General features: G+C 67.2%; 20 protein-coding genes. 9 read left to right on the top strand and 11 right to left on the bottom strand.

Annotated elements, in window-relative coordinates; all coding sequences use genetic code 11:
- Positions 1-189: 189 nt before the first annotated feature.
- Positions 190-1,194 carry a D-glycerate dehydrogenase gene (locus FV220_RS10335; protein ID WP_147831193.1) on the bottom strand — a complete coding sequence of 335 codons (1,005 nt, stop codon included), beginning with the start codon at positions 1,192-1,194 and terminating at the stop codon, positions 190-192.
- 265 nt (positions 1,195-1,459) lie between these two features.
- Between FV220_RS10335 and FV220_RS10340 the strand changes: the two genes are divergently transcribed.
- Positions 1,460-2,035, top strand: coding sequence for an SH3 domain-containing protein (locus FV220_RS10340; RefSeq protein WP_147831196.1), 576 nt, complete (start codon positions 1,460-1,462; stop codon positions 2,033-2,035).
- A 166-nt stretch (positions 2,036-2,201) separates the two neighbouring features.
- Here the strand turns inward: FV220_RS10340 and irr are convergent, their stop codons facing one another.
- Positions 2,202-2,708 carry a Fur family transcriptional regulator Irr gene (irr, locus tag FV220_RS10345; RefSeq protein ID WP_018045381.1) on the bottom strand — a complete coding sequence of 169 codons (507 nt, stop codon included), beginning with the start codon at positions 2,706-2,708 and terminating at the stop codon, positions 2,202-2,204.
- Between the two features lie 353 nt (positions 2,709-3,061).
- Here irr and fabA point away from each other — a divergent pair, with 353 nt between their 5' ends.
- The 3 genes from fabA to fabI all read left to right on the top strand — a co-directional run bounded on the left by fabA (position 3,062) and on the right by fabI (position 6,154).
- Positions 3,062-3,613, top strand: a complete 552-nt coding sequence (gene fabA / locus FV220_RS10350; RefSeq protein WP_056139846.1) for a 3-hydroxyacyl-[acyl-carrier-protein] dehydratase FabA — start codon at positions 3,062-3,064, stop codon at positions 3,611-3,613.
- Between the two features lie 101 nt (positions 3,614-3,714).
- Positions 3,715-4,941, top strand: coding sequence for a beta-ketoacyl-ACP synthase I (gene fabB / locus FV220_RS10355; protein ID WP_147831198.1), 1,227 nt, complete (start codon positions 3,715-3,717; stop codon positions 4,939-4,941).
- Between the two features lie 385 nt (positions 4,942-5,326).
- Positions 5,327-6,154, top strand: a complete 828-nt coding sequence (gene fabI, locus FV220_RS10360; RefSeq protein ID WP_056139840.1) for an enoyl-ACP reductase FabI — start codon at positions 5,327-5,329, stop codon at positions 6,152-6,154.
- A 13-nt stretch (positions 6,155-6,167) separates the two neighbouring features.
- Here the strand turns inward: fabI and FV220_RS10365 are convergent, their stop codons facing one another.
- Positions 6,168-7,229 (bottom strand): HD domain-containing phosphohydrolase, encoded by a 1,062-nt coding sequence (locus FV220_RS10365; RefSeq protein ID WP_018045386.1) that lies wholly within the window; start codon positions 7,227-7,229, stop codon positions 6,168-6,170.
- 276 nt (positions 7,230-7,505) lie between these two features.
- On the bottom strand, positions 7,506-8,399 hold the full coding sequence (locus tag FV220_RS10370; protein ID WP_147831210.1) for a LysR family transcriptional regulator: 894 nt from the start codon (positions 8,397-8,399) through the stop codon (positions 7,506-7,508).
- A gap of 97 nt (positions 8,400-8,496) precedes the next feature.
- Between FV220_RS10370 and FV220_RS10375 the strand changes: the two genes are divergently transcribed.
- Positions 8,497-9,492 carry an aldo/keto reductase gene (locus FV220_RS10375; protein ID WP_056139834.1) on the top strand — a complete coding sequence of 332 codons (996 nt, stop codon included), beginning with the start codon at positions 8,497-8,499 and terminating at the stop codon, positions 9,490-9,492.
- A 149-nt stretch (positions 9,493-9,641) separates the two neighbouring features.
- On the opposite strand, the gene dut is transcribed toward FV220_RS10375, so the two are convergent.
- From dut to FV220_RS10390, 3 genes are all read right to left on the bottom strand, one after another.
- The gene (dut, locus tag FV220_RS10380) at positions 9,642-10,148 is read right to left on the bottom strand and encodes a dUTP diphosphatase (protein WP_056139831.1); all 507 of its coding nucleotides are present in this window, start codon (positions 10,146-10,148) and stop codon (positions 9,642-9,644) included.
- The gene (locus tag FV220_RS10385; protein ID WP_056139828.1) at positions 10,145-11,032 is read right to left on the bottom strand and encodes a CoA ester lyase; all 888 of its coding nucleotides are present in this window, start codon (positions 11,030-11,032) and stop codon (positions 10,145-10,147) included. Before FV220_RS10385 ends, dut begins: the two co-directional genes overlap by 4 nt.
- 106 nt (positions 11,033-11,138) lie before the next feature.
- A complete protein-coding gene (locus FV220_RS10390) occupies positions 11,139-11,354 on the bottom strand; it encodes a hypothetical protein (protein WP_018045391.1) in 216 nt (71 codons plus the stop codon).
- Between the two features lie 451 nt (positions 11,355-11,805).
- On the opposite strand from FV220_RS10390, the gene FV220_RS10395 reads away from it, so the two are divergent.
- Positions 11,806-14,001, top strand: a complete 2,196-nt coding sequence (locus FV220_RS10395) for an EAL domain-containing protein (protein WP_238254019.1) — start codon at positions 11,806-11,808, stop codon at positions 13,999-14,001.
- A gap of 7 nt (positions 14,002-14,008) precedes the next feature.
- Here the strand turns inward: FV220_RS10395 and FV220_RS10400 are convergent, their stop codons facing one another.
- The 3 genes from FV220_RS10400 to FV220_RS10410 form a co-directional block, all read right to left on the bottom strand.
- Positions 14,009-14,353: a hypothetical protein gene (locus FV220_RS10400; RefSeq protein WP_056139821.1), complete on the bottom strand. Its 345-nt coding sequence runs from the start codon at positions 14,351-14,353 to the stop codon at positions 14,009-14,011.
- Positions 14,354-14,467: 114 nt separating this feature from the next.
- Positions 14,468-15,145 carry a transglutaminase-like cysteine peptidase gene (locus FV220_RS10405; protein WP_056139818.1) on the bottom strand — a complete coding sequence of 226 codons (678 nt, stop codon included), beginning with the start codon at positions 15,143-15,145 and terminating at the stop codon, positions 14,468-14,470.
- Between the two features lie 236 nt (positions 15,146-15,381).
- Positions 15,382-15,780 carry a DUF3775 domain-containing protein gene (locus tag FV220_RS10410; RefSeq protein ID WP_018045395.1) on the bottom strand — a complete coding sequence of 133 codons (399 nt, stop codon included), beginning with the start codon at positions 15,778-15,780 and terminating at the stop codon, positions 15,382-15,384.
- Positions 15,781-15,903: 123 nt separating this feature from the next.
- Here FV220_RS10410 and FV220_RS10415 point away from each other — a divergent pair, with 123 nt between their 5' ends.
- The 3 genes from FV220_RS10415 (at position 15,904) to FV220_RS10425 (ending at position 18,042) form a co-directional block, all read left to right on the top strand.
- On the top strand, positions 15,904-16,656 hold the full coding sequence (locus tag FV220_RS10415; RefSeq protein ID WP_147831202.1) for a DUF429 domain-containing protein: 753 nt from the start codon (positions 15,904-15,906) through the stop codon (positions 16,654-16,656).
- Between the two features lie 9 nt (positions 16,657-16,665).
- Positions 16,666-17,226 carry an NUDIX domain-containing protein gene (locus FV220_RS10420; RefSeq protein WP_082472992.1) on the top strand — a complete coding sequence of 187 codons (561 nt, stop codon included), beginning with the start codon at positions 16,666-16,668 and terminating at the stop codon, positions 17,224-17,226.
- A 144-nt stretch (positions 17,227-17,370) separates the two neighbouring features.
- Positions 17,371-18,042, top strand: coding sequence for a carbonic anhydrase (locus tag FV220_RS10425; protein WP_026176208.1), 672 nt, complete (start codon positions 17,371-17,373; stop codon positions 18,040-18,042).
- A gap of 168 nt (positions 18,043-18,210) precedes the next feature.
- Here the strand turns inward: FV220_RS10425 and FV220_RS10430 are convergent.
- Positions 18,211-18,603, bottom strand: a 393-nt coding sequence (locus FV220_RS10430; RefSeq protein ID WP_147831204.1) for a DUF4142 domain-containing protein, incomplete at its 5' end; no start/stop codon positions are given.

The following is an 18,603-nucleotide window of genomic DNA, read 5'->3' on the forward strand; positions in this document are numbered from 1 at the left end:
TTTGCTCCCACTCTACCCGATACGCGACAACCGACGATCCCTATCGGCGCCGGTCAACGTATCGAACATGACGCCGTTCCTACGGCCTCGGTATGCGAGTGCACATAGATCGACGGCCCTGCAAGCACCGTGCAAACCTCACCCGTACCCGACGCCGGAATCTACCCCCCCGGGGCCGACTGCCGGCCGTCAGAGCATGCTCGGCAGGATCCGGTCCGGCGGTCGGTGTCCGTCCATGAAGGTCTTGATGTTGATGATGACCTTCTCGCCCATATCGGTGCGGCTCTCGTGGGTGGCCGACCCCATATGCGGCAGGAGAACGACCTTGCCGGACCGGGCGAGCTTGACGAGGCGGGGGCTCACGGCCGGTTCCTGTTCGAACACGTCGAGGCCGGCCGCCGAAATCTCGCCCGCTTCGATCAGGCGCGCGAGGGCGTTCTCGTCGATCACTTCACCGCGAGCCGTGTTCACGACGATCGCCTCCGGCTTGAGCAGCTTGAGGCGGCGGGCCGAGAGCAGGTGATAGGTCGCCGGCGTGTGCGGGCAGTTCACCGACACGATGTCCACCCGCGCCAGCATCTGGTCGAGGGATTCCCAATAGGTCGCGTCGAGCTCGCGCTCGATCTGCACCGGCACCTTGCGCCGGTTGTGATAGTGGATCTGCAGTCCGAACGCCTTGGCTCGGCGCGCCAGCGCCTGGCCGATCCGGCCCATGCCGACGATGCCCAGGCGCTTGCCGGTGATGCGGCGGCCGAGCATCCAGGTGGGGGACCAGCCCGCGTCCCAATTGTCGTCCGGGATGATGCGCGCCCCCTCCGCCACGCGGCGGGCCACGGCGAGGATCAGGGCCATGGTCATGTCGGCGGTGTCCTCGGTGAGGACGCCGGGGGTGTTGGTGACGGTGATGCCCCGCTCCAGGGCCCCCGCCACGTCGATGTGGTCGACGCCGTTGCCGAAATTCGCGATCAGGCGAAGGTTCGGCCCGGCCTGGGCGAGGAGACCGGAATCGATCCTGTCGGTAACGGTGGGAACGAGCACGTCGGCCTCGCGCAACGCGGCGGCCAGAGCCTCGCTGCCCATCGGCGCGTCGTCGGGACTGAGGCGGATATCGAACAACTCGCGCATGCGCGCCTCGACCACCTCGGGGAGGCGACGCGTGACCACAACGAGTGGCTTGCGCTTCAACGACGACATGCACCCTCCGCGAACGTTTCTGCCAGGCCGGCCGCTGCCGGGAGCGACGGTTCATGCCGAGGCTTGACCCGGCATTAACCACGCATCGGCCAGACAGGTCCCATAGCCCCGACGCCTCGGCTGCCGGTTCTTGAGGCTTCTCTACCAGAGAGGGCACGGAACACAACGTGCCCCCGCGCCCGAAACATCGCGCGCGAGGGATCGCTAGACGAGGATTGACGATGGCGATCGTGGCCATGACGATCGTGAACCTTTGGGAAGACCGATGACGCGCCTGCCTGGACTTCTGTTCTTCACGTGCCTGACGGCGGCCGCCTCCCTCGTGGCGCCGCTCTCCCCGGCGCTGGCCGCCCCGGCGGCGGGAGGCACGTCGGACGCGAATCGCGGCCCGGCCACGGGCCTGCCCCTGCCGCGTTATGCGAGCCTCAAGACCGATCGGGTCAACCTGCGCGAGGGCCCGTCGAAGGACCACCGAACGCTGTGGGTGTTCCAGCGGGCCGGCCTTCCCATCGAGATCGTCGCCGAGTTCGAGACCTGGCGGCGCATCCGCGATTCCGAGGGGACCGAAGGCTGGGTGCTCCACTCCCTCCTCTCCGGCCGGCGCACGTCCATCGTCATGGCAGCCAGGGGCGGCGACGCCGCGATCCCGCTCCATTCACGGGCGGAAGAAGGGTCGGGCGTGGAGGCCAAGCTCCAGCCCGGCGTCATCGGTAGCGTAAAGAGCTGCACCGGAAGCTGGTGCCGGGTGATCGTCGCGCTCCCCCAGAGGAGCGGCGACGTGGACGGGTACATCCGCCAGGACCGGCTCTGGGGCGTCTACCCGAACGAGAAGATCGACTGAGTGTCTCCCACAAGCTCCCGCTGCGCCGTCACGCTCGGAGCGAGAACCGACCGTGATCGGGAGTGTCCTGAGGCGCTCCGAGCCCGGTAGCATCGGTAGCGCCTCACGAAAAAGGCCCGGCTGAGCCGGGCCTTTTTCGTGGAGTATGAAGCGAAAGAAGCCTCTCTCAGGACTGGCGCGCACCGTGTCGGCGACGCAGGCGGACGATGACCTCGACGCCGGCGATTTCCATGCCCTCGGGGGCATCGGGCAGCGAATCGACGGTGATGCCGCAATCGGGCATGTCCAGAACCTGCCCCTCGTCTTCGAGGAAGAAGTGGTGGTGCTCGCTCGGGTTGGTGTCGAAATAGGCCTTGGACCCGTCGAGGGCCAGCTGGCGCAGAAGCCCGGCCTCGGTGAACTGGTGCAGGGTGTTGTAGACCGTGGCGAGCGAGACCGGCACCTTGGCGCGCATGGCCTCGTCGTAGAGCATTTCCGCCGTCAGGTGGCGGTCGCCACGCCCAAACAGCAGCCAGCCCAGCGACAGGCGCTGACGGGTCGGACGGAGGCCGGAGCGGCGCAGACGGTCGCGCAGGTCGGACAGGGGGCATCCCCGGCGCCCCGCGACCGAAGCGATATCGAGGGAAGCGCCACGTGCGTTCAGCATGGCCTGCAGCGGCAGCGGATTGGACATCGGCGGTACTGACATCTCACGGAACCAACAAAATACAAGACAACTCTATACGAACCTCCCCCCTCGTCGCAACCCAAGCCGGTGCTGAGTAGCTACGCAGTGTGAACATGCGGCTTGTTTAAAGTCATTCCATTCAACAGGGCAGGCAACCAGCCTTCCGACCAACTTCGCGGCTCGTCCTTCGACTCATATGGAGACGAGGTGTTTTGTGCCGCTCAGGCGGTGTGTTAACGAAGCGCCGCTCGCGGGTTCGGACGATGTCGTGGACCCGCGATGGCCACGACCGTTCCGGCGTTCGTGGGCGATGTCCGGCGTTTCGAACGCGCCCTCCACCAAGGACCGACACACCGATCATGTCTTCCGATTCCGAATCGCCCGCCGCCGCCGGCTCAGAACAGACCGTTCCCCGCGCCTCCCACTACTCCCATGAGGAGTTGCTGGCCTGCGGCCGTGGCGAACTGTTCGGCGCCGGCAACGCGCAGCTCCCCCTGCCGCCGATGCTGATGTTCGACCGCATCACCTCGATCGGGACCGAGGGCGGCGCCTACGGCAAGGGCCATGTCCTGGCGGAATTCGACGTGCGGCCGGACCTCTGGTTCTTCGGCTGCCATTTCAAGAACGATCCGGTGATGCCGGGCTGCCTCGGCCTCGACGCGCTCTGGCAGCTCGTGGGCTTTCATCTCGGCTGGCTCGGCGCGCCGGGCCGGGGCCGGGCGCTCGGCGTCGGCGAGGTGAAGTTCAGCGACCAGGTGCTGCCGACCGTGCGCAAGGTCGTCTACGGCATCGACATCAAGCGCGTGCGCCAGGGCAAGCTCGTCCTCGGCATCGCCGATGGCTGGCTGGAAGCGGACGGCGCCCGGATCTATGACGCCAAGGATCTGAGGGTTGCCCTGTTCCAGGCCTAAGGCTAGCCCTCCGGCCCGCCGGTGGTTGAGATTGCCCCGGCATCATCCTACCTGACACGCGTCGGTGCGACGGCGCTTCGGCGAAAGAGAAGAGCGTTTCCATGCGGCGTGTCGTGATCACCGGGATGGGCATCGTCTCGTCCATCGGCAACAACACCCAGGAAGTCCTTGCCTCCCTGCGCGAGGCCAAGTCGGGCATCGGCCACTCGGCCTCCTATGCCGAACTCGGCTTCCGCAGCCAGGTCGAGGGACGCCCGAGCGTCGACCCCGAGGGCCTCGTCGACCGGCGCGCCATGCGCTTCCACGGCGGCGGCACCGCCTGGAACCACATCGCCATGGACCAGGCGATCCGCGATGCCGGCCTCGAGGCGGGTGACGTCTCGAACGACCGCACCGGGATCATCATGGGGTCCGGCGGCCCTTCGACGAAGGCGATCGTCGAATCCGCCAATCTCGCCCGCGAGAAAGGACCCAAGCGCGTCGGTCCCTTCGCCGTCCCGAAGGCCATGTGCTCGACGGCTTCGGCGACGCTGGCGACCTTCTTCAAGATCAAGGGCGTGAACTATTCGATCTCGTCGGCCTGCGCCACGTCCAACCACTGCATCGGCAATGCCGGCGAGGTGATCCAGAGCGGGCGCCAGGACATCATCTTCGCCGGCGGCTGCGAGGATCTGGACTGGACGCTTTCCGTCCTGTTCGACGCGATGGGAGCGATGTCCTCGCGCTACAACGATACCCCCGCCCGGGCCTCGCGCGCCTATGACGTCAACCGCGACGGGTTCGTCATCGCGGGCGGCGCCGGCGTCCTCGTCCTCGAGGAGCTGGAGCACGCCAAGGCGCGCGGCGCGCGGATCTACGGCGAGCTCGCCGGCTACGGCGCCACCTCGGACGGCCACGACATGGTCGCCCCCTCCGGTGAAGGCGCCGTGCGCTGCATGAGGCAGGCGATGGAAGGGCTGAAGGGCGCCCGGATCGACTACATCAACCCCCATGCCACCGCGACGCCGGTGGGCGATCTCAAGGAGATCGAGGCGATCCGCGAAGTTTTCGGCCGCGGCGACGATTGTCCGCCGATCTCGGGCACCAAGTCGCTCACCGGGCATTCGCTCGGCGCCACCGGCGTACATGAGGCGATCTATTCCCTTCTCATGATGCAGAACGGGTTCATCTGCGAGAGCGCGCATATCGACGAGATCGATCCGGCCTTCGCCGACATGCCGATCCTCCGGCAGCGCCGCGACAACGTCAAACTCGGCCATGTCGTGTCGAATTCCTTCGGCTTCGGCGGAACCAATTCCACCCTCGTCCTCAAGCATATCGACGCCTGAACGGCCAAGCTTTCAGAGATCGACTTCGGCTTTGCTGGCGTGACGCCGGCTTCTTTTTGCGGAACCGCGGATTCGACATCGCGTTTCCAGAATGAAGCCGAAAGTCCACGATGGTGATGATCCTGATTTCCCTGAGCACTCTCGCAGGCCTCGGTATCGTGGCCACAGCCTGCATCCGGGCCAAACAGGCGCTCGTCGATACGGCCCTGGACGAGACGCGCGGCTATTTCTGATCGCCACTTGTCTCTCTGAGCGTGCCCAACTCGAACGGTTGCCCGCTCATCCGTTCGATGCCGGATTGGACAGTTCGTCGATGCACGCGCTAAGCGTCCTCGCAATGGCCGGAACTGTCTGACACTTCGGCGTGATGGATGCGGGGACACGTATGACGGGTTTGATGGCAGGCAAGCGCGGCCTGATTCTTGGGGTCGCCAACGATCATTCCATCGCCTGGGGCATCGCCAAGTCCCTGCATGACCACGGCGCGGAACTCGCGTTCACCTATCAGGGGGACGCCCTCGGGCGACGCGTCAAGCCGCTCGCCGCCTCCCTCGGCTCCGACATCGTCATCCCCTGCGACGTGGAGGACATCGCCAGCGTGGACGCGCTGTTCGCCACCGTCGACGAGCGCTTCACCGACGGGATCGATTTCGTCGTCCACGCCATCGGCTTCTCGGACAAGGCGCAGCTCAAGGGGCGCTATGTCGACGTAACCAGCCGCGAGAACTTCTCGCGGACCATGGTGATCTCGTGCTTTTCCTTCACGGAGATCGCGCAGCGGGCGGCCAAGCGCATGCGCCGCGGCGGTTCGATGCTGACGCTCACTTATGGCGGCTCGACCCGGATCATGCCGAACTACAACGTCATGGGCGTCGCCAAGGCCGCACTGGAGGCGTCGGTGCGCTATCTCGCCGGCGATCTCGGCCCGGAGGGGATCCGCGTCAACGCCCTCTCGGCGGGCCCGATGCGGACCCTGGCCGGCGCCGGCATCGCCGATGCGCGCCTGATGTTCAATCACCAGCGCGCCCACGCCCCCCTGCGGCGCACTGTAACGCTGGAAGAGGTCGGCGGGTCGGCCGTCTATCTGCTCTCGGACCTGTCCGGCGGCGTCACCGGCGAGGTCCATTTCGTCGATTCCGGCTACAACATCATCTCGATGCCCCGGCCGGACGTGCTCCAGGCACAGGACGAGGCCGGCGTCGCCGACGCCTGATCCTCCAGGCGGCTCACACGGTGGCGGATTCCGGCGGGTTGCTTTCCACCAGCCCGAGGATGTCGTCCCAGCGGGCCACGAAGGCGGCCACGCAATCCGGGTCGAAATGGGTGCCGGCATGCTCTTCGAGATGCCGGCGCGCGGCCTCCGGGGTCCAGGCCTTCTTGTAGACCCGCTCGGAGATCAGGGCGTCGAACACGTCGGCGACGGCGACGATGCGGCCCGCGAGCGGGATCTGCGTCGTGCTCAATCCCTGCGGATAGCCGCCGCCATCCCAGCGTTCGTGATGGGTCAGGGCGATGTCGGAGGCGAGTTGCAGCAGATGCGAGGGGCTGTCGTAGAGCATGCGGTAGCCGCGGATCGCGTGGTGCTTCATCTCCTCGCGCTCACTGTCGCTGAGAGGCCCCGGCTTCATGAGGATGCTGTCGGGGATGCTGATCTTGCCGATGTCGTGCATCGTCGAGGCCAGGGCGATGTCGTTCGCATCCCCCTCCGACAGGCCGAGCCCTTCGGCGATGGCGATGGCGCAGCCGGCGACCCGCGTGAGGTGATCCCCCGCCTGATCGTCGCGGAACTCGGCGGCCAGCATCAGGCGGCGGATGATCTCCCGCTCCCGCGAGGCCGCCTCGGCGCCCGCCCGGTCCACGTCGCGGCACATCGCCACCGATTGCCGGTGGAGGACCTGACGCGCCAGGGCGAGTTCGAGCAGGTTGCAGACGCGGATCTGCAGATCGAGGGGATCGATGGGACCGGTCATCACGTCGGTGGCACCGGCCTCGATCCCCGACCGCCGCAGGGCGGAGGAGGCCCCGAGCAACAGGACCGCCGTGCGGGCATGTCCATCGTGACCGCGCAGGTCCCGGATCACGGTCGGACCATCGATCCCGCTATGGGGATCGTGCATCACGATGATGAGATCGGCAGGGTGAAACAGCTCGTCGCTCGCGGCGGCCTTCGCCCCGGTGACGAGCCGGATGGCGCAATCGAGGCTTCGGAGATTCAGGACGAGATGGACGGGCGCGGAGGCGCAGACGATGGCGATGAGGGCCGAAGCCGTTTCTACGGATGCGGGCATGGCAGGCATCAGGACACGGTCTCTCCCGACCATCGAAAGCCGCGGCGACTGCCGGACGATCCGGAAGACGGGACGCAATTGGGCCAGACCGCGATGGATGCAAGGTCCATCGCCGGCAGGCCGGACACAAGGCTCATAAACGGAAATTGCGGCTGAGGAGCGGGCCTCAGTTCTCTGACTTCGCCGTCGGCCTGCCGTGTCGACTCTCCGCCGTGGCGCGGTGTTGCGCGCGATGGGTACGCAAGAGCCACCGATGGCCGGCCGGCGTACTCCCCGTCACCGAGGTGAATTACGGATGCAATCGATGAAGGCTCGCATCACGGGCCGCATCAGCTTGCGGCTGGGATAGTAGAGAAAGAAGCCGGAGAAGGGATCGCACCAGTCCTCCAACACGCGCACCAACGCTCCGGACTTGATGTTGGCCAGCACCTGTCCTTCGAACGCGTAAGCGAGACCCGCACCCGCCAAGGCCGCATCGACGATCAATCCGTCATCGTTCAACGTGATCGGCCCCTGCATCGCGACCGCCATCGTCGCGCCGTTCTTCTCGAACTCCCAGGTATACAAAGCCCCGCCCGCAAAGCGCCGACGGATACCGACATGATCGGCCAGATCGTGCGGTGTCGTCGGGATCGGATGCGTTTTGAAATAGGCGGACGACCCCACCACCGCCGCGCGCTGACGAGGACCGATCGGGACAGCGATCATATCCTGCTCAAGACTCTCGCCGAACCGCACGCCGGCGTCGAAGCCTCCGGCAACGATGTCGGTCAGCCCGTCCTCGACCAGCATGTCCACCGCCGCGCCGGGATGGTGACGTGTGAAGGCGAGCACCAGCGGCAACAGAACGAGTTCGGCCGCAGAGCGTGGCACCGACAGCCGGATCGTGCCCGTCAATTGATGGCCGGTTTCACCCGCGACTTCCACGGCGTCGGCGATCGAGGCGAGCGCCGGGGCCAAGCCTTCGAGAAGACGGCGACCGGCTTGCGTCGGAGCGACGCTGCGGGTCGTGCGGTCCAACAGCCGAAAGCCGAGGCTCTCTTCCAACCCGCGAACCGCGTGGCTAATCGCCGAGACCGATATCCCCTCCGCACGAGCGGCTCCCCGGAAGCTGCCATGCCTGGCAACCGTAGCGAAAATCGACAGCGCTGGAACGTCGGCCCGCTTCATTGATGAACATCGTAGAACAGGTCGTTGAAATTGTCGCAGCTTATCGATCAATCCGGCAACCGCTAATTCGAGGCCCTGTTCAACAAGGAGCGATGCCATGGACGATCGTCATCTTGGACCGGATCTCGCCGTGTCGGCATTGGGCCTCGGCTGCATGGGAATGAGCTTCGCCTATGGCGGGCAACCCGAAGCCGAGTCGATCCGCACCCTTCACCGAGCCATCGAACTCGGCGTCACCTTCCTCGACACGGCGGAGGTGTACGGTCCTTACGAAAACGAGGAACTCGTCGGCCGGGCGATCAAGGGGATGCGCGAGCGCGTCGTGATCGCCACCAAGTTCGGCTTCAAGATCAGCGACCAGGGGAGCGGGACGGAGCGGATGATCGGCCTCGACAGCCGGCCGGAGCATGTCCGCGCCGTCTGCGAGGCCTCGCTGAAGCGCCTCGGCGTCGACGTGATCGATCTCTTCTATCAGCACCGCGTCGACCCCGCCGTGCCCATTGAGGAAACCGTCGGCGCCATGGCGGATCTCGTGCGGGCCGGCAAGGTGCGGGCGCTCGGATTGTCGGAAGCCAGCGCTGCCACCATTCGGCGTGCGCACGCCGTGCATCCCATCGCGGCGGTGCAGAGTGAATACTCGCTGTGGAGCCGGGAGCCCGAAGCGGAGGTCTTGCCGACCTGCAGGGAACTCGGCATCGGCTTCGTCCCCTACAGCCCGCTCGGACGCGGCCTGCTGACCGGGTCCATCCGGGACCGCGAGAGCCTAGGCGCGGATGATTTTCGTCGCACGCTGCCGCGGTTCGAGGCGGCGAATCTTTCCGCGAACCGGCCGCTGCTCCATGTCCTCGAAACGATGGCCACCGAGAAGGGCATCACGCCCGCGCAACTCGCGCTCGCGTGGATCCTGCATCAGGGTGATTTCATCGTGCCCATTCCCGGCGCACGCAAAATCAGGCACCTCGAAGAGAACGCGGCCGCAGTGGCGGTGACGCTGTCCAGCGAAGACGCTTCTGCGATCGAGCGGTCGATGCCGAAGGACGCGATCAGCGGCGGCCGCTATACGGCTAACGCACTGGCCTTGGTCGATGGCTGAGTTACAGCCAGCAGGTGGTTGGACACGCCACTGACGGTCGTGTCTTGCCCCGGTACGCCCCCGGGGTCCACATTTCGGCGGCTTCAGAGGGTTATGGCGTACACGGATCGCTCAGCATGGTCGGGCGCGGCGCGCCCGCCGTGTCGCGGCTAGCGTCGGCCCGTCGATCCGAAGCCGCCCTGCCCGCGCCCGGATTGCGGGCCGGGTTCGTCGAGATCAGGGGCGTCGACGATGGTGAAGGCCGGCCGCGTCACGCGGGTGAAGACCAGTTGCGCGATCCTGTCGCCGGGGCGGATGACGATCGTCGCGGCCGGGTCGGCGTTGCGGTTCCAGGCCGAGATCATGAGCGGCCCCTCGTAATCCGCATCGATGACGCCGGTCCCGTTGCCCAGCACCAGCCCTTCGCGGTGACCGAGGCCGGAGCGCGGGAAGACGAGGCCGCACCAGTCCGGATCCCGGATCAGCACACTGAACCCCGCCGGGATCAGGATTGCGGGGGCCTGCGGCGCCAGGGTCACGGGCTCGTCGAGGCAGGCATGGAGGTCGAGTCCCGCCGCCGCCGCCGAGCCCCAGCGCGGAAAGCCCCATTCCCGCAATCTCGGGTCGCGGATTCGCAGATCGACCGCCGGGGGAGCAGTCGGAGGCGCGCCGCTCACGCCGCCCGTGCCGCGATGGCGTCGGCGAGGGCGACGATCCGGGACGCCTCCACGGCATGGAGCCGCTCGATCATCCGGCCACGAAAGGCGATGGCCCCGCGCGTCCGGTTCTCCGGCTCGGCGAAGACGGCGATGATCGCCCGCGCCTCCTCGATCTCGGCCTCCGAGGGACCGAACAGCTCGTTGGCGGTGGCGATCTGGCCGGGATGGATCAGCATCTTGCCGTCGAAGCCGCTGTCGCGGCCCTGCTCGCACTCGGCCCTGAACCCGCTCTCATCGCGAAAGGCATTGTAGATGCCGTCGATCACGTCGACCTCGTAGGCTCGGGCTGCCATGACCACGTTCATCAGCCACGGCATCAGGGCCGGACGGCCCGGCATTCCGAGCCGGACCCGGCTGGACTTGGCGAGGTCGTTCGGCCCGACGAGCAGGCACGACAGGCGCGTATCCACGTCGCGGGCGGCGCTGGCGATCTCGGCGATGTGGAGGATCGCCAACGGCGTCTCGATCATCGCCCAGACGCGGGTATGGTCCGGCGCGCCGAGGCGGCGCAGGCGCGAGCCGACCGCCACGAGGGCATCGGGTCCGGAGACCTTCGGGATCACGATCGCGTCCGGCCCGGCAGGGGCGATGCGCGCGAGATCGGCCTCCCCCCATGGCGTGTCGAGGCCGTTGATGCGGACCACGACCTCGCGCCGCCCATAGGGCCGAGAAGCCACCGTGGCGGCGACGGCGTCCCGTCCCTCCGCCTTCATTTCGGGGGCGACGCCATCCTCCAGATCGATCATCACGACGTCGGTGGGCAGGCCGCGCGCCTTCTCCAGGACCCGTGGATTGGAGCCGGGCATGGCAAGGACGCTGCGACGCGGACGGATCTCGGTCATGGCGCGGCGATCTCCTGACGCCGTGGCTCGATGCACCGGCCGCCCGGCGATACCGCCGCCCCCCTCCCGTTTCAAGCTCTCACCGCACAGGAAGAGCGATCCGGAATTAGCTTTCGGGGGAGGCCCGGATCTCGTGCAGCCCGGTCCGGTCGCGGAACCAGAACACCCGCTTGAAGGGATCCGCACCCGATTCCGGATAGGACGATGCCAGTCTCCGGGCGAGCATGACCGCCTCGCTCCGCGTCTGGATGGCATGGGCCAGAGTCTTCCAGGAACTCTCGCAGCCCTCGCCGATCTTCCTCACGTAGATCGAATGCGCCATGATTGACCTCCGTCGGATCGAAATCTGATGGAACGATAGATATACATCAAGCCATTATCAAAGGTTTGGTTTGCGGTGATTTTTCGACATGGTTAAGAGATTTTAATAGGATTTCGGATATTTGATTGATCATCGCGCAGCATTTACCCAGACGTCTCTCGGTCTGAAAAACGACGCACGTGACCAATGTCGCCTCAAGTGGGCCCATGGGTGGAACCGTAGCCACATCTGATGTTTGAGGTATCGTCGACCGCCTCCCAAGAGGTTCCGCAATATCCGTCAGGATTGTTGACCTGTTCTTCCGAAGACGGCCGATCGTCCTGCCTTCGCCCCATGAAAGCGGTATCTTGAACACACCAACGACATCGATACCTGCGAGCCCTTGCGGCACGGTCTGTTAGCATTTGACAGAGTATCCCCATCGAAACCGCTCATGTTCGGTGCCGATTCCATGATTCCTTCACCATCGGCACCCGCCGGAACCGACGACCGAACGGCCCCCACGGACGACGCCGAGCGTCTGACCGCTCTGCGCTCCTGCCACGTGATCGGCGCCGCCCCGGATGCCGGCCTCGAACGCATCGTCGCGGTGACGGCGGCGAGCCTCGGCATGCCGATGGCTTGGGTTTCCCTCGTGGACGACGAGGTCTCGTGGCTCGTGGCCCGGATCGGCGTCGATCTTCACCGCCTTCCGCGACACGGCCAGCCATGCGAGCGCGTCCTCACGCAGTCCGGGATCGTGGTGGTAAACGCGGACGACGAGGGGCTCCTCTTCCGCGACCTGCCGGGCGTCAGGTTCCATGCCGGCGCGCCTCTGATCACGGCCGAGGGGCATTGCATCGGCTCGCTCGGCGTTCTCGACACGAAACCGCGCGACGGTTTCGACGATGCCGAGCGGTCGAAGCTCGCCGCTTTCGCCGGCCTCGTCATGGACCGGCTGGAGATTCGACGGGCGCAACTGGCCAACGCGGCGGCGATCGGCTTCGCTCAGGCCGCCGAATATGCCCTGCTCGTGGTGGACGGGACGGGCACGATCACCTTCTGCAATCCCTCGGCCGAGGCCTTGTTCGGCCATGGCGCGGGCGGGATGGTCGGCCGGCCCGCCGAGATCATCATTCCCGAGCCGCTCCGCGCCGCCCACAAAGCGGGGCTTCGCCGGATCGCCTCCGGGGGGGCGTCACACCTCGCCGGCCGCACCATCGAACTGACAGCGCTGCACCGCGACGGTCGCACGTTCCCGATCGAGTTCTCGATGTCGATCTGGCAGGGACCCGGCGGGATCGGGATGGGCGCCGTCATCCGCGACATCAGCGAGTGGCGCGCCCGCGACGCCAAGCTGGTTCAACTCGCCCACCACGACAAGCTGACCGGCCTCACCAACCGCGCCCTCTTCGACGAGCGCCTGGACGCCAGCCTCACGACGGACCAGTACGCCACGGTGATGCTGCTCGATCTCGACGGCTTCAAGGAGGTCAACGACAGCCTGGGCCACGCCGTCGGGGACGTGCTGCTCCAGGCCGTGGCGGTTCGGCTGTCGTCCTGGGTCACCGCCCAGATCACGGTGGCCCGGTTCGGCGGGGACGAGTTCGCGCTGCTCCTGCCGGGCCGGGGCAGCCCGCTCGATGCGGGGGCCCTGGCCGCGCAGATCCTGGAGGCGTTCCAGACCCCGTTCCCGGTGGCAGGGCACGTCTTCCATGTGGGTCTCAGCATCGGCGCGGCGATAGGCGGGCCGGGAACCGTCCGGGACGAGCTGATCGCCGATGCGGATCTGGCCCTCTACCAGGCCAAGCGTGACGGACGGCGCTGCTTTCGCCTGTTCGAACAATCCATGCGCAATGCGGTGGTCGCCCGGCGGACGCTCCACGACGAGCTGACCCGAGCGGTGGAGCGTGCCGAACTGGTGCTGCACTACCAGCCGCAGGTCGAGCTGGATTCGGGACAGGTCATCGGCGCCGAGGCCCTGCTGAGATGGCAGCATCCCACCCGCGGCCTGCTCTTGCCGGCCGCCTTCATCGACGCCCTCGAAGCCCATCCCCTCGCCGCCTCCATCGGCCGATGGATCGTCGACGATGCCTGCCGGCAATCCGCGCTCTGGCGCGCCCTCGGCCTGCCTCCCTTGCGGGTCGCCGTGAACCTGTTCGGGGCTCATCTCAGGACGGGACGGCTGGCTCGCGAGGTGATCGGCGCCCTGGAACGCCACGCCTTGCCGCCGAGCCTGCTCGAAATCGAGGTGACGGAGCGGATCGCCCTTCAGACCGACGATTTCCTGCTGGACCCGTTGCGCGAGCTCCATCGGCACGGCGTCTCCATCGCCTTCGACGATTTCGGCACGGGCTATGCCTCGCTGAGTTCGCTCAAGCGTTTCCCGCTGACGCGCCTGAAGATCGACCGCGGCTTCGTGCGGGACATCCTCACGGATCGGCACGACGCGGAGATCGTCCGGGCCGTGCTCGGCATGGCTCAGAGCTTCGGCCTGGATGTCATCGCGGAGGGAATCGAGACGATCGAGCAGGACACGATGCTGCGCATCATGGGCTGCCGCGAGGGCCAGGGCTATCTCTACGGCCGGGCCATGACCGCCGAGGCGCTGGCCGCCCTGGTCATGGGCGGGCGGGTCGAAGGCAGGCGGGGTCCCAGGGCGGCCTGACGAGGCGTTAGAGCGGGCGCGTGCCGCTCGCCTTCTGGAGAAGCCAGCCCTTGGCGCGCTGGATCAGGGCCGGACGGACCCGGGATACGTCCTCGTCATCCACCAGGGGGGACGTCGACAGGGCGGCGAGATAAGCCGCTTCGCTGGCACGGCAGGATTTCACGGCCGACTCGACGGCCAGCGTCCGGCTCGTCACGAGTGCCTGCAAGTCGAAATTCCGATGCAGGCATCCGCGCCAGGAGGCGTGCAGGGCACCGACGTCGGAATTCAGGGCCGAGGCGGGGGCCGTGCAGCACAGGGGCAGGATGGCGGCCAGCAGCAAGGCTGCGGGCGAGCGGCTCAGCTTCGTCATGGCGAGGGATTCCCGAACCCGGCAACCCTCACCCGCACGCGCTTAACAAGTCGCTAATGTATCGCCTTTGATGCGATCTCCCTCCGGGACGGCTCGTCCCAGCGAATCCCGCTCCTAGCGGTTGGCTGTGGTCACCGGCGACGCGGCACGGCCGAGGGACACCCAGGCCATGGCATTCTGGCTCTCGCGTTTGATGAAAGTGTAGCCGGTCTGACGCCAGGGCAGCACGCTGTTGGTCTTGTTGTCGAGGATGAGGTCGCCCCGGTCGGTGATCAGGGTGAGGACGGCATGCCCCTCCCCCTTCTCGTCAATGACCACCGTCATCCGCATGGCCCGGCGCGGCAGGCCGGCCTCGGCGAGGAGCTTGCGCTTCAGGAGCTGGAAATCCTCGCAATCGCCGGCACCGGATTCGGCCAGATCCCAGCGGTCGGCCATGCCGAGCTGGTCCATGTCGGTGACGGCACGGATGGACTTGTTCACGCGGCGGTTCACCGAGACGATGGTGTTCCAGACACCCGGCGTCAGGCTGATCGTCGCGGGCTCCGAGACATTCACCGCGCATTCGGAGGCGTAGGTCTCGCAGAAGGTGACCCAGGCGCTGATCGGGCGGGCGGCACCGGTGGTGGAGATGGTGCTCGCCACGCTGGGGAGCGAGGCCAGGGTCTGAGCGGAGGCGAGGTTCGGCATGGCGGCGAGGGACGCGACCGCCAGGCCGGAGAGCAGACCCAAACCACCGATGCCGCGCTTGAGGGCGTGCACCGCATCGTGGAACTTCGAAATCGCGATCCGCATGGCCGCCGCTCGTCTCGTTAATCTGTTGTTAACGAACGTCTCACGGCCACGTTGGATCGGCAATCGTCGGGTTAATAAAAGGTTAACGCTGTGGATTTCGGGGCATGATTGCGGAAACGGGAGATCGTTGCCCCGGCGCCACGCCGAACCGCACCAGTCGACTACGACGGGTTCGGCGGGGACACGAGCCACCACGCGGGCGGATGGTGATGAGGCCGGCTCACCACCGTCCGGTCTCAAGCCTCCGAGACGTCCTGGCTGATCCCGAGGGCGGCGAGCCCTTCGTCGAGGAGATCGCCCGCATCGGGCGAGGCCATGATCTCGTGCAGCGCCCCCTCGCCCACCGCCTCGCGTTCGCGGGCGAAGCGCACGGCCTCACCCCATTCCTCCGCCTCCATGTCGCCGCGCCCGACATAGAGAAGGGCGAGGAGATTGGCCCGCTCGTCGTCGTTGAGGCCGGAGATCATCGAACGGACCTCCGATTCCGTGGCATCGTCGGTGCCCGACGTGAGCACGTCGGTGGAGCCGTCATCGATCGGGTTGGAGCCCGAATCGGGGTCGGTGGCACCCTCCTTCACGTCGAGCGCCCTGACCCGGAGGATGATCTCGGTGACCTTGTCGACGGCGATGTCCATGGAACGATCCTGTGAAGCGTGCCGCCGGCGGCGGCGTTATCCGGTGCGACGGGACGGCCCTCGAAGCCGGCCGTCCGTGAGCAGCATCAACCCGCCAGAGCCGTCGCGGTTCGCGGGGCTCGCATGACGCGCTGGATCGCCGGACTCGACGGCTGCCGCGGCGCCTGGGCCGGAGCCCTCCTCGATCTCGACGATCCCGGCCGCTACCGCGCCGGGCGCTTTGCCCGCGTCTCCGATATCTTGGACGGGCCGGAATCCCCGGTCTGCGTCGGGATCGACGTCCCGATCGGCCTGCCCGACCGCGTCGAGGGCGGCGGCCGGGTCGCCGACCGCGCGGCCAGGGCCTATCTCGCGGGCGGGCGATCCAGCGTCTTCCCGGTGCCGCCACGGGCAGCGGTCCATGCCGACAGCTACGAGGAGGCCAAGGCGCTCTCCCGCGCCGCCAGCGTCCCTCCCTTCGCACCCTCGATCCAGTGCTGGAACATCACCCGCTACATCCGCGAGGTGGATGACCTGCTCCTGGCGCGGCCGCCGCTGCGCGAGCGGGTTCACGAGGTTCACCCGGAAGTGGCGTTCCGCCGCCTCAACGGCGACCGTCCGCTGGCATCGGCCAAGAAGGGGCCGGGGCGTCGGGAAGGGCTGGAAGAGCGCCGCGCGCTCCTGCGAAGGGCCGGTCTACCCGCAGCGATCGTGGACGCAGGCAGATCGGCGGGCGTAGGGGCCGACGATCACCTCGACGCCCTCGCCGCCCTGGTCGTCGCCCGCGACATCGTCCTCGGACGCGCCATCCCGATGCCCGACCCGCCGGGACGCGACCGTCACGGCCTGCCCGTGGTGATCTGGGCGCCTGCTGGCGAGGGTCCGATTCCCTGCTAGACCGTCGTCATGATTCGTCCCTCGTCGACCCAGCCCCCCGAACCCGAGTCCAGCCAAGGGTCCGGTGCGCCTCCCCTGCGCCACGTCGCCCGTGCCCTCGTCTTCGACCCGCAGGACCGGCTGCTCCTGATCGCCTACGAGGCGCAACGCCCCATCGATCCATCGAGGCCGGAGGAGCGGACCTTCTGGTTCATGCCCGGTGGCGGGCTGGAGCCCGGCGAAAGCCACGCGCAAGCCTGCCTTCGGGAACTCGGCGAGGAAATCGGGGTTTTCGATGCCGAGATCGGGCCGCAGGTCGCTGCCTGCGACGGTCCGTTCTTTCTGTTCCCGAAGCCGCGTGATGCCCGCGAACGCTATTTCGTCGTGCGTCTGCCCAGCGACGAGGTCGATACCAGCCGCCTCGCCGAGACCGAGGACAGCACGGTCCTCGGCACGCGCTGGTGGACGCTCGACGAGTTGGAGGCCAGCGGTGAACGGATCGAGCCCGCGGGCCTCGCTCGCCTGGCCAGACGCATCGCGTCGGGCGAGCGGCCCGAGCCGCCCGTCACCCTGACCTGGCATCAGGTGTGACCCCGCACTGGGCCACCGGCCCGAGACTGGGCCAGATAGGGCCTCGGAACCAGATACGGCACAGGTCTCGCTAGTCGAGGCTGAATGTCGAGAACCGGGTTGTCACGGCGACCCCCAACAACAGCGCTCAAGGAAGGAAAACGCATGTTCCCACAAAAGCTGACCTCAGGATACCGGTCGTTCCTCGATGGACGCTTGTCCCACGAGGCCAAACGCTACGCCGCCCTGGCACAAGGGCAGAGCCCGGAAGTCTTGCTGATCGGCTGCTGTGACAGCCGCGTTTCGCCGGAAGTCATCTTCGATACCGGACCGGGCGAACTCTTCATCATCCGCAACGTGGCCAACCTCGTTCCCCCCTTCGAGGAGGGCGGCGAGTATCACGGCACCTCGGCGGCCATCGAGTTCGCCGTCCAGGCCCTGGAAGTGAAGCACATTGTCGTTCTGGGCCACGCCACCTGCGGCGGCATCAAGGCTTACGCAAACCCGCCAGGCCCGCTCTCGACGAGCGACTTCATCGGCAAATGGGTCTCCCTGGTGAAGGGCGCTGAGGAGAAGCTCAAGGTGCAGAAGGGACCGGACCACCTGACGCGCCTCGAATACGCCACCGTGGCGCAGAGCCTCGAGAACCTGATGACGTTCCCCTTCGTGCGCGAGCGCGTCGCCGATGGCCGCCTGGCGCTCCACGGCGCGCATTTCGGCATCGCCCATGGCGAGCTTCTCCTGCGCAATCCCGAGACGGGTGATTTCGAGCCCGCCGTCGATGGCGGCGGAAAGACGATGACCCCGGCCTCCCTGATGCACAGCAGCGAAGTCTGATCGCATCGGCCCACATATCCTGAGCCCCCGTATCCTGCCGGATACGGGGGCCATCACCCGATCCGGTGAGATGCACGCAAAAACATAACGCCGGGCCTCATCGGCCCGGCGTTTTTTAGTGCATCCGTTCCACCGCCGGCCCATCGACCGGCGGTGGGTTTCAACCCCTTAGCGGGCGCCGGGGAGGCGCTGCGCCATCTGGTAATGCTGCTGGAGCACCGGCAGCGCCTGCTCGGCATGGGCGCGCAGGGCCGGGTTCGTGCCGGTCTGGGCGTAGGACTGGTACATGCCGATGGCCGCCTCGTGCGACCGCACCTGGATCTGGCCGTAGAGACGGTCGAAGCGCGGGCCGGCCGGAGCGGCGGCGAGCTCGGAGAGCATGGCCTGCTGCTGCGGATCGACCGGGACCATGGTGGTGCCGGCGGTGGTGTCGACATCGCCGTTGAAGGCCTGGCTGCCGGCGGCGGCGCCACGGCTCGCGCCGCTGCCGATCCCCTCGACGGCGCCGACAGGGCCGCCGCTGAGCGTACCGGCCACGACGCCCGTGGCGGCACCCGTGGC

The organism is Methylobacterium sp. WL19 (assembly GCF_008040005.1).
Taxonomy (GTDB): Bacteria; Pseudomonadota; Alphaproteobacteria; order Rhizobiales; family Beijerinckiaceae; genus Methylobacterium; species Methylobacterium bullatum.

Bases quoted from the DNA above. Each gene is read 5' to 3' on its own strand.
- FV220_RS10390 (WP_018045391.1), bottom strand. From the start codon at position 11,354: ATGGCGCATTCGATCTACGTGAGGAAGATCGGCGAGGGCTGCGAGAGT.
- FV220_RS10375 (WP_056139834.1), top strand. From the start codon at position 8,497: ATGGACGATCGTCATCTTGGACCGGATCTCGCCGTGTCGGCATTGGGC.
- FV220_RS10405 (WP_056139818.1), bottom strand. From the start codon at position 15,145: ATGCGGATCGCGATTTCGAAGTTCCACGATGCGGTGCACGCCCTCAAG.
- FV220_RS10365 (WP_018045386.1), bottom strand. From the start codon at position 7,229: ATGCCCGCATCCGTAGAAACGGCTTCGGCCCTCATCGCCATCGTCTGC.
- FV220_RS10400 (WP_056139821.1), bottom strand. From the start codon at position 14,353: ATGACGAAGCTGAGCCGCTCGCCCGCAGCCTTGCTGCTGGCCGCCATC.
- FV220_RS10395 (WP_238254019.1), top strand. From the start codon at position 11,806: ATGATTCCTTCACCATCGGCACCCGCCGGAACCGACGACCGAACGGCC.
- fabI (WP_056139840.1), top strand. From the start codon at position 5,327: ATGACGGGTTTGATGGCAGGCAAGCGCGGCCTGATTCTTGGGGTCGCC.
- fabB (WP_147831198.1), top strand. From the start codon at position 3,715: ATGCGGCGTGTCGTGATCACCGGGATGGGCATCGTCTCGTCCATCGGC.
- fabA (WP_056139846.1), top strand. From the start codon at position 3,062: ATGTCTTCCGATTCCGAATCGCCCGCCGCCGCCGGCTCAGAACAGACC.
- FV220_RS10410 (WP_018045395.1), bottom strand. From the start codon at position 15,780: ATGGACATCGCCGTCGACAAGGTCACCGAGATCATCCTCCGGGTCAGG.
- FV220_RS10335 (WP_147831193.1), bottom strand. From the start codon at position 1,194: ATGTCGTCGTTGAAGCGCAAGCCACTCGTTGTGGTCACGCGTCGCCTC.
- FV220_RS10385 (WP_056139828.1), bottom strand. From the start codon at position 11,032: ATGACCGAGATCCGTCCGCGTCGCAGCGTCCTTGCCATGCCCGGCTCC.
- FV220_RS10420 (WP_082472992.1), top strand. From the start codon at position 16,666: ATGATTCGTCCCTCGTCGACCCAGCCCCCCGAACCCGAGTCCAGCCAA.
- FV220_RS10340 (WP_147831196.1), top strand. From the start codon at position 1,460: ATGACGCGCCTGCCTGGACTTCTGTTCTTCACGTGCCTGACGGCGGCC.
- FV220_RS10415 (WP_147831202.1), top strand. From the start codon at position 15,904: ATGACGCGCTGGATCGCCGGACTCGACGGCTGCCGCGGCGCCTGGGCC.
- FV220_RS10370 (WP_147831210.1), bottom strand. From the start codon at position 8,399: ATGAAGCGGGCCGACGTTCCAGCGCTGTCGATTTTCGCTACGGTTGCC.
- FV220_RS10425 (WP_026176208.1), top strand. From the start codon at position 17,371: ATGTTCCCACAAAAGCTGACCTCAGGATACCGGTCGTTCCTCGATGGA.
- irr (WP_018045381.1), bottom strand. From the start codon at position 2,708: ATGTCCAATCCGCTGCCGCTGCAGGCCATGCTGAACGCACGTGGCGCT.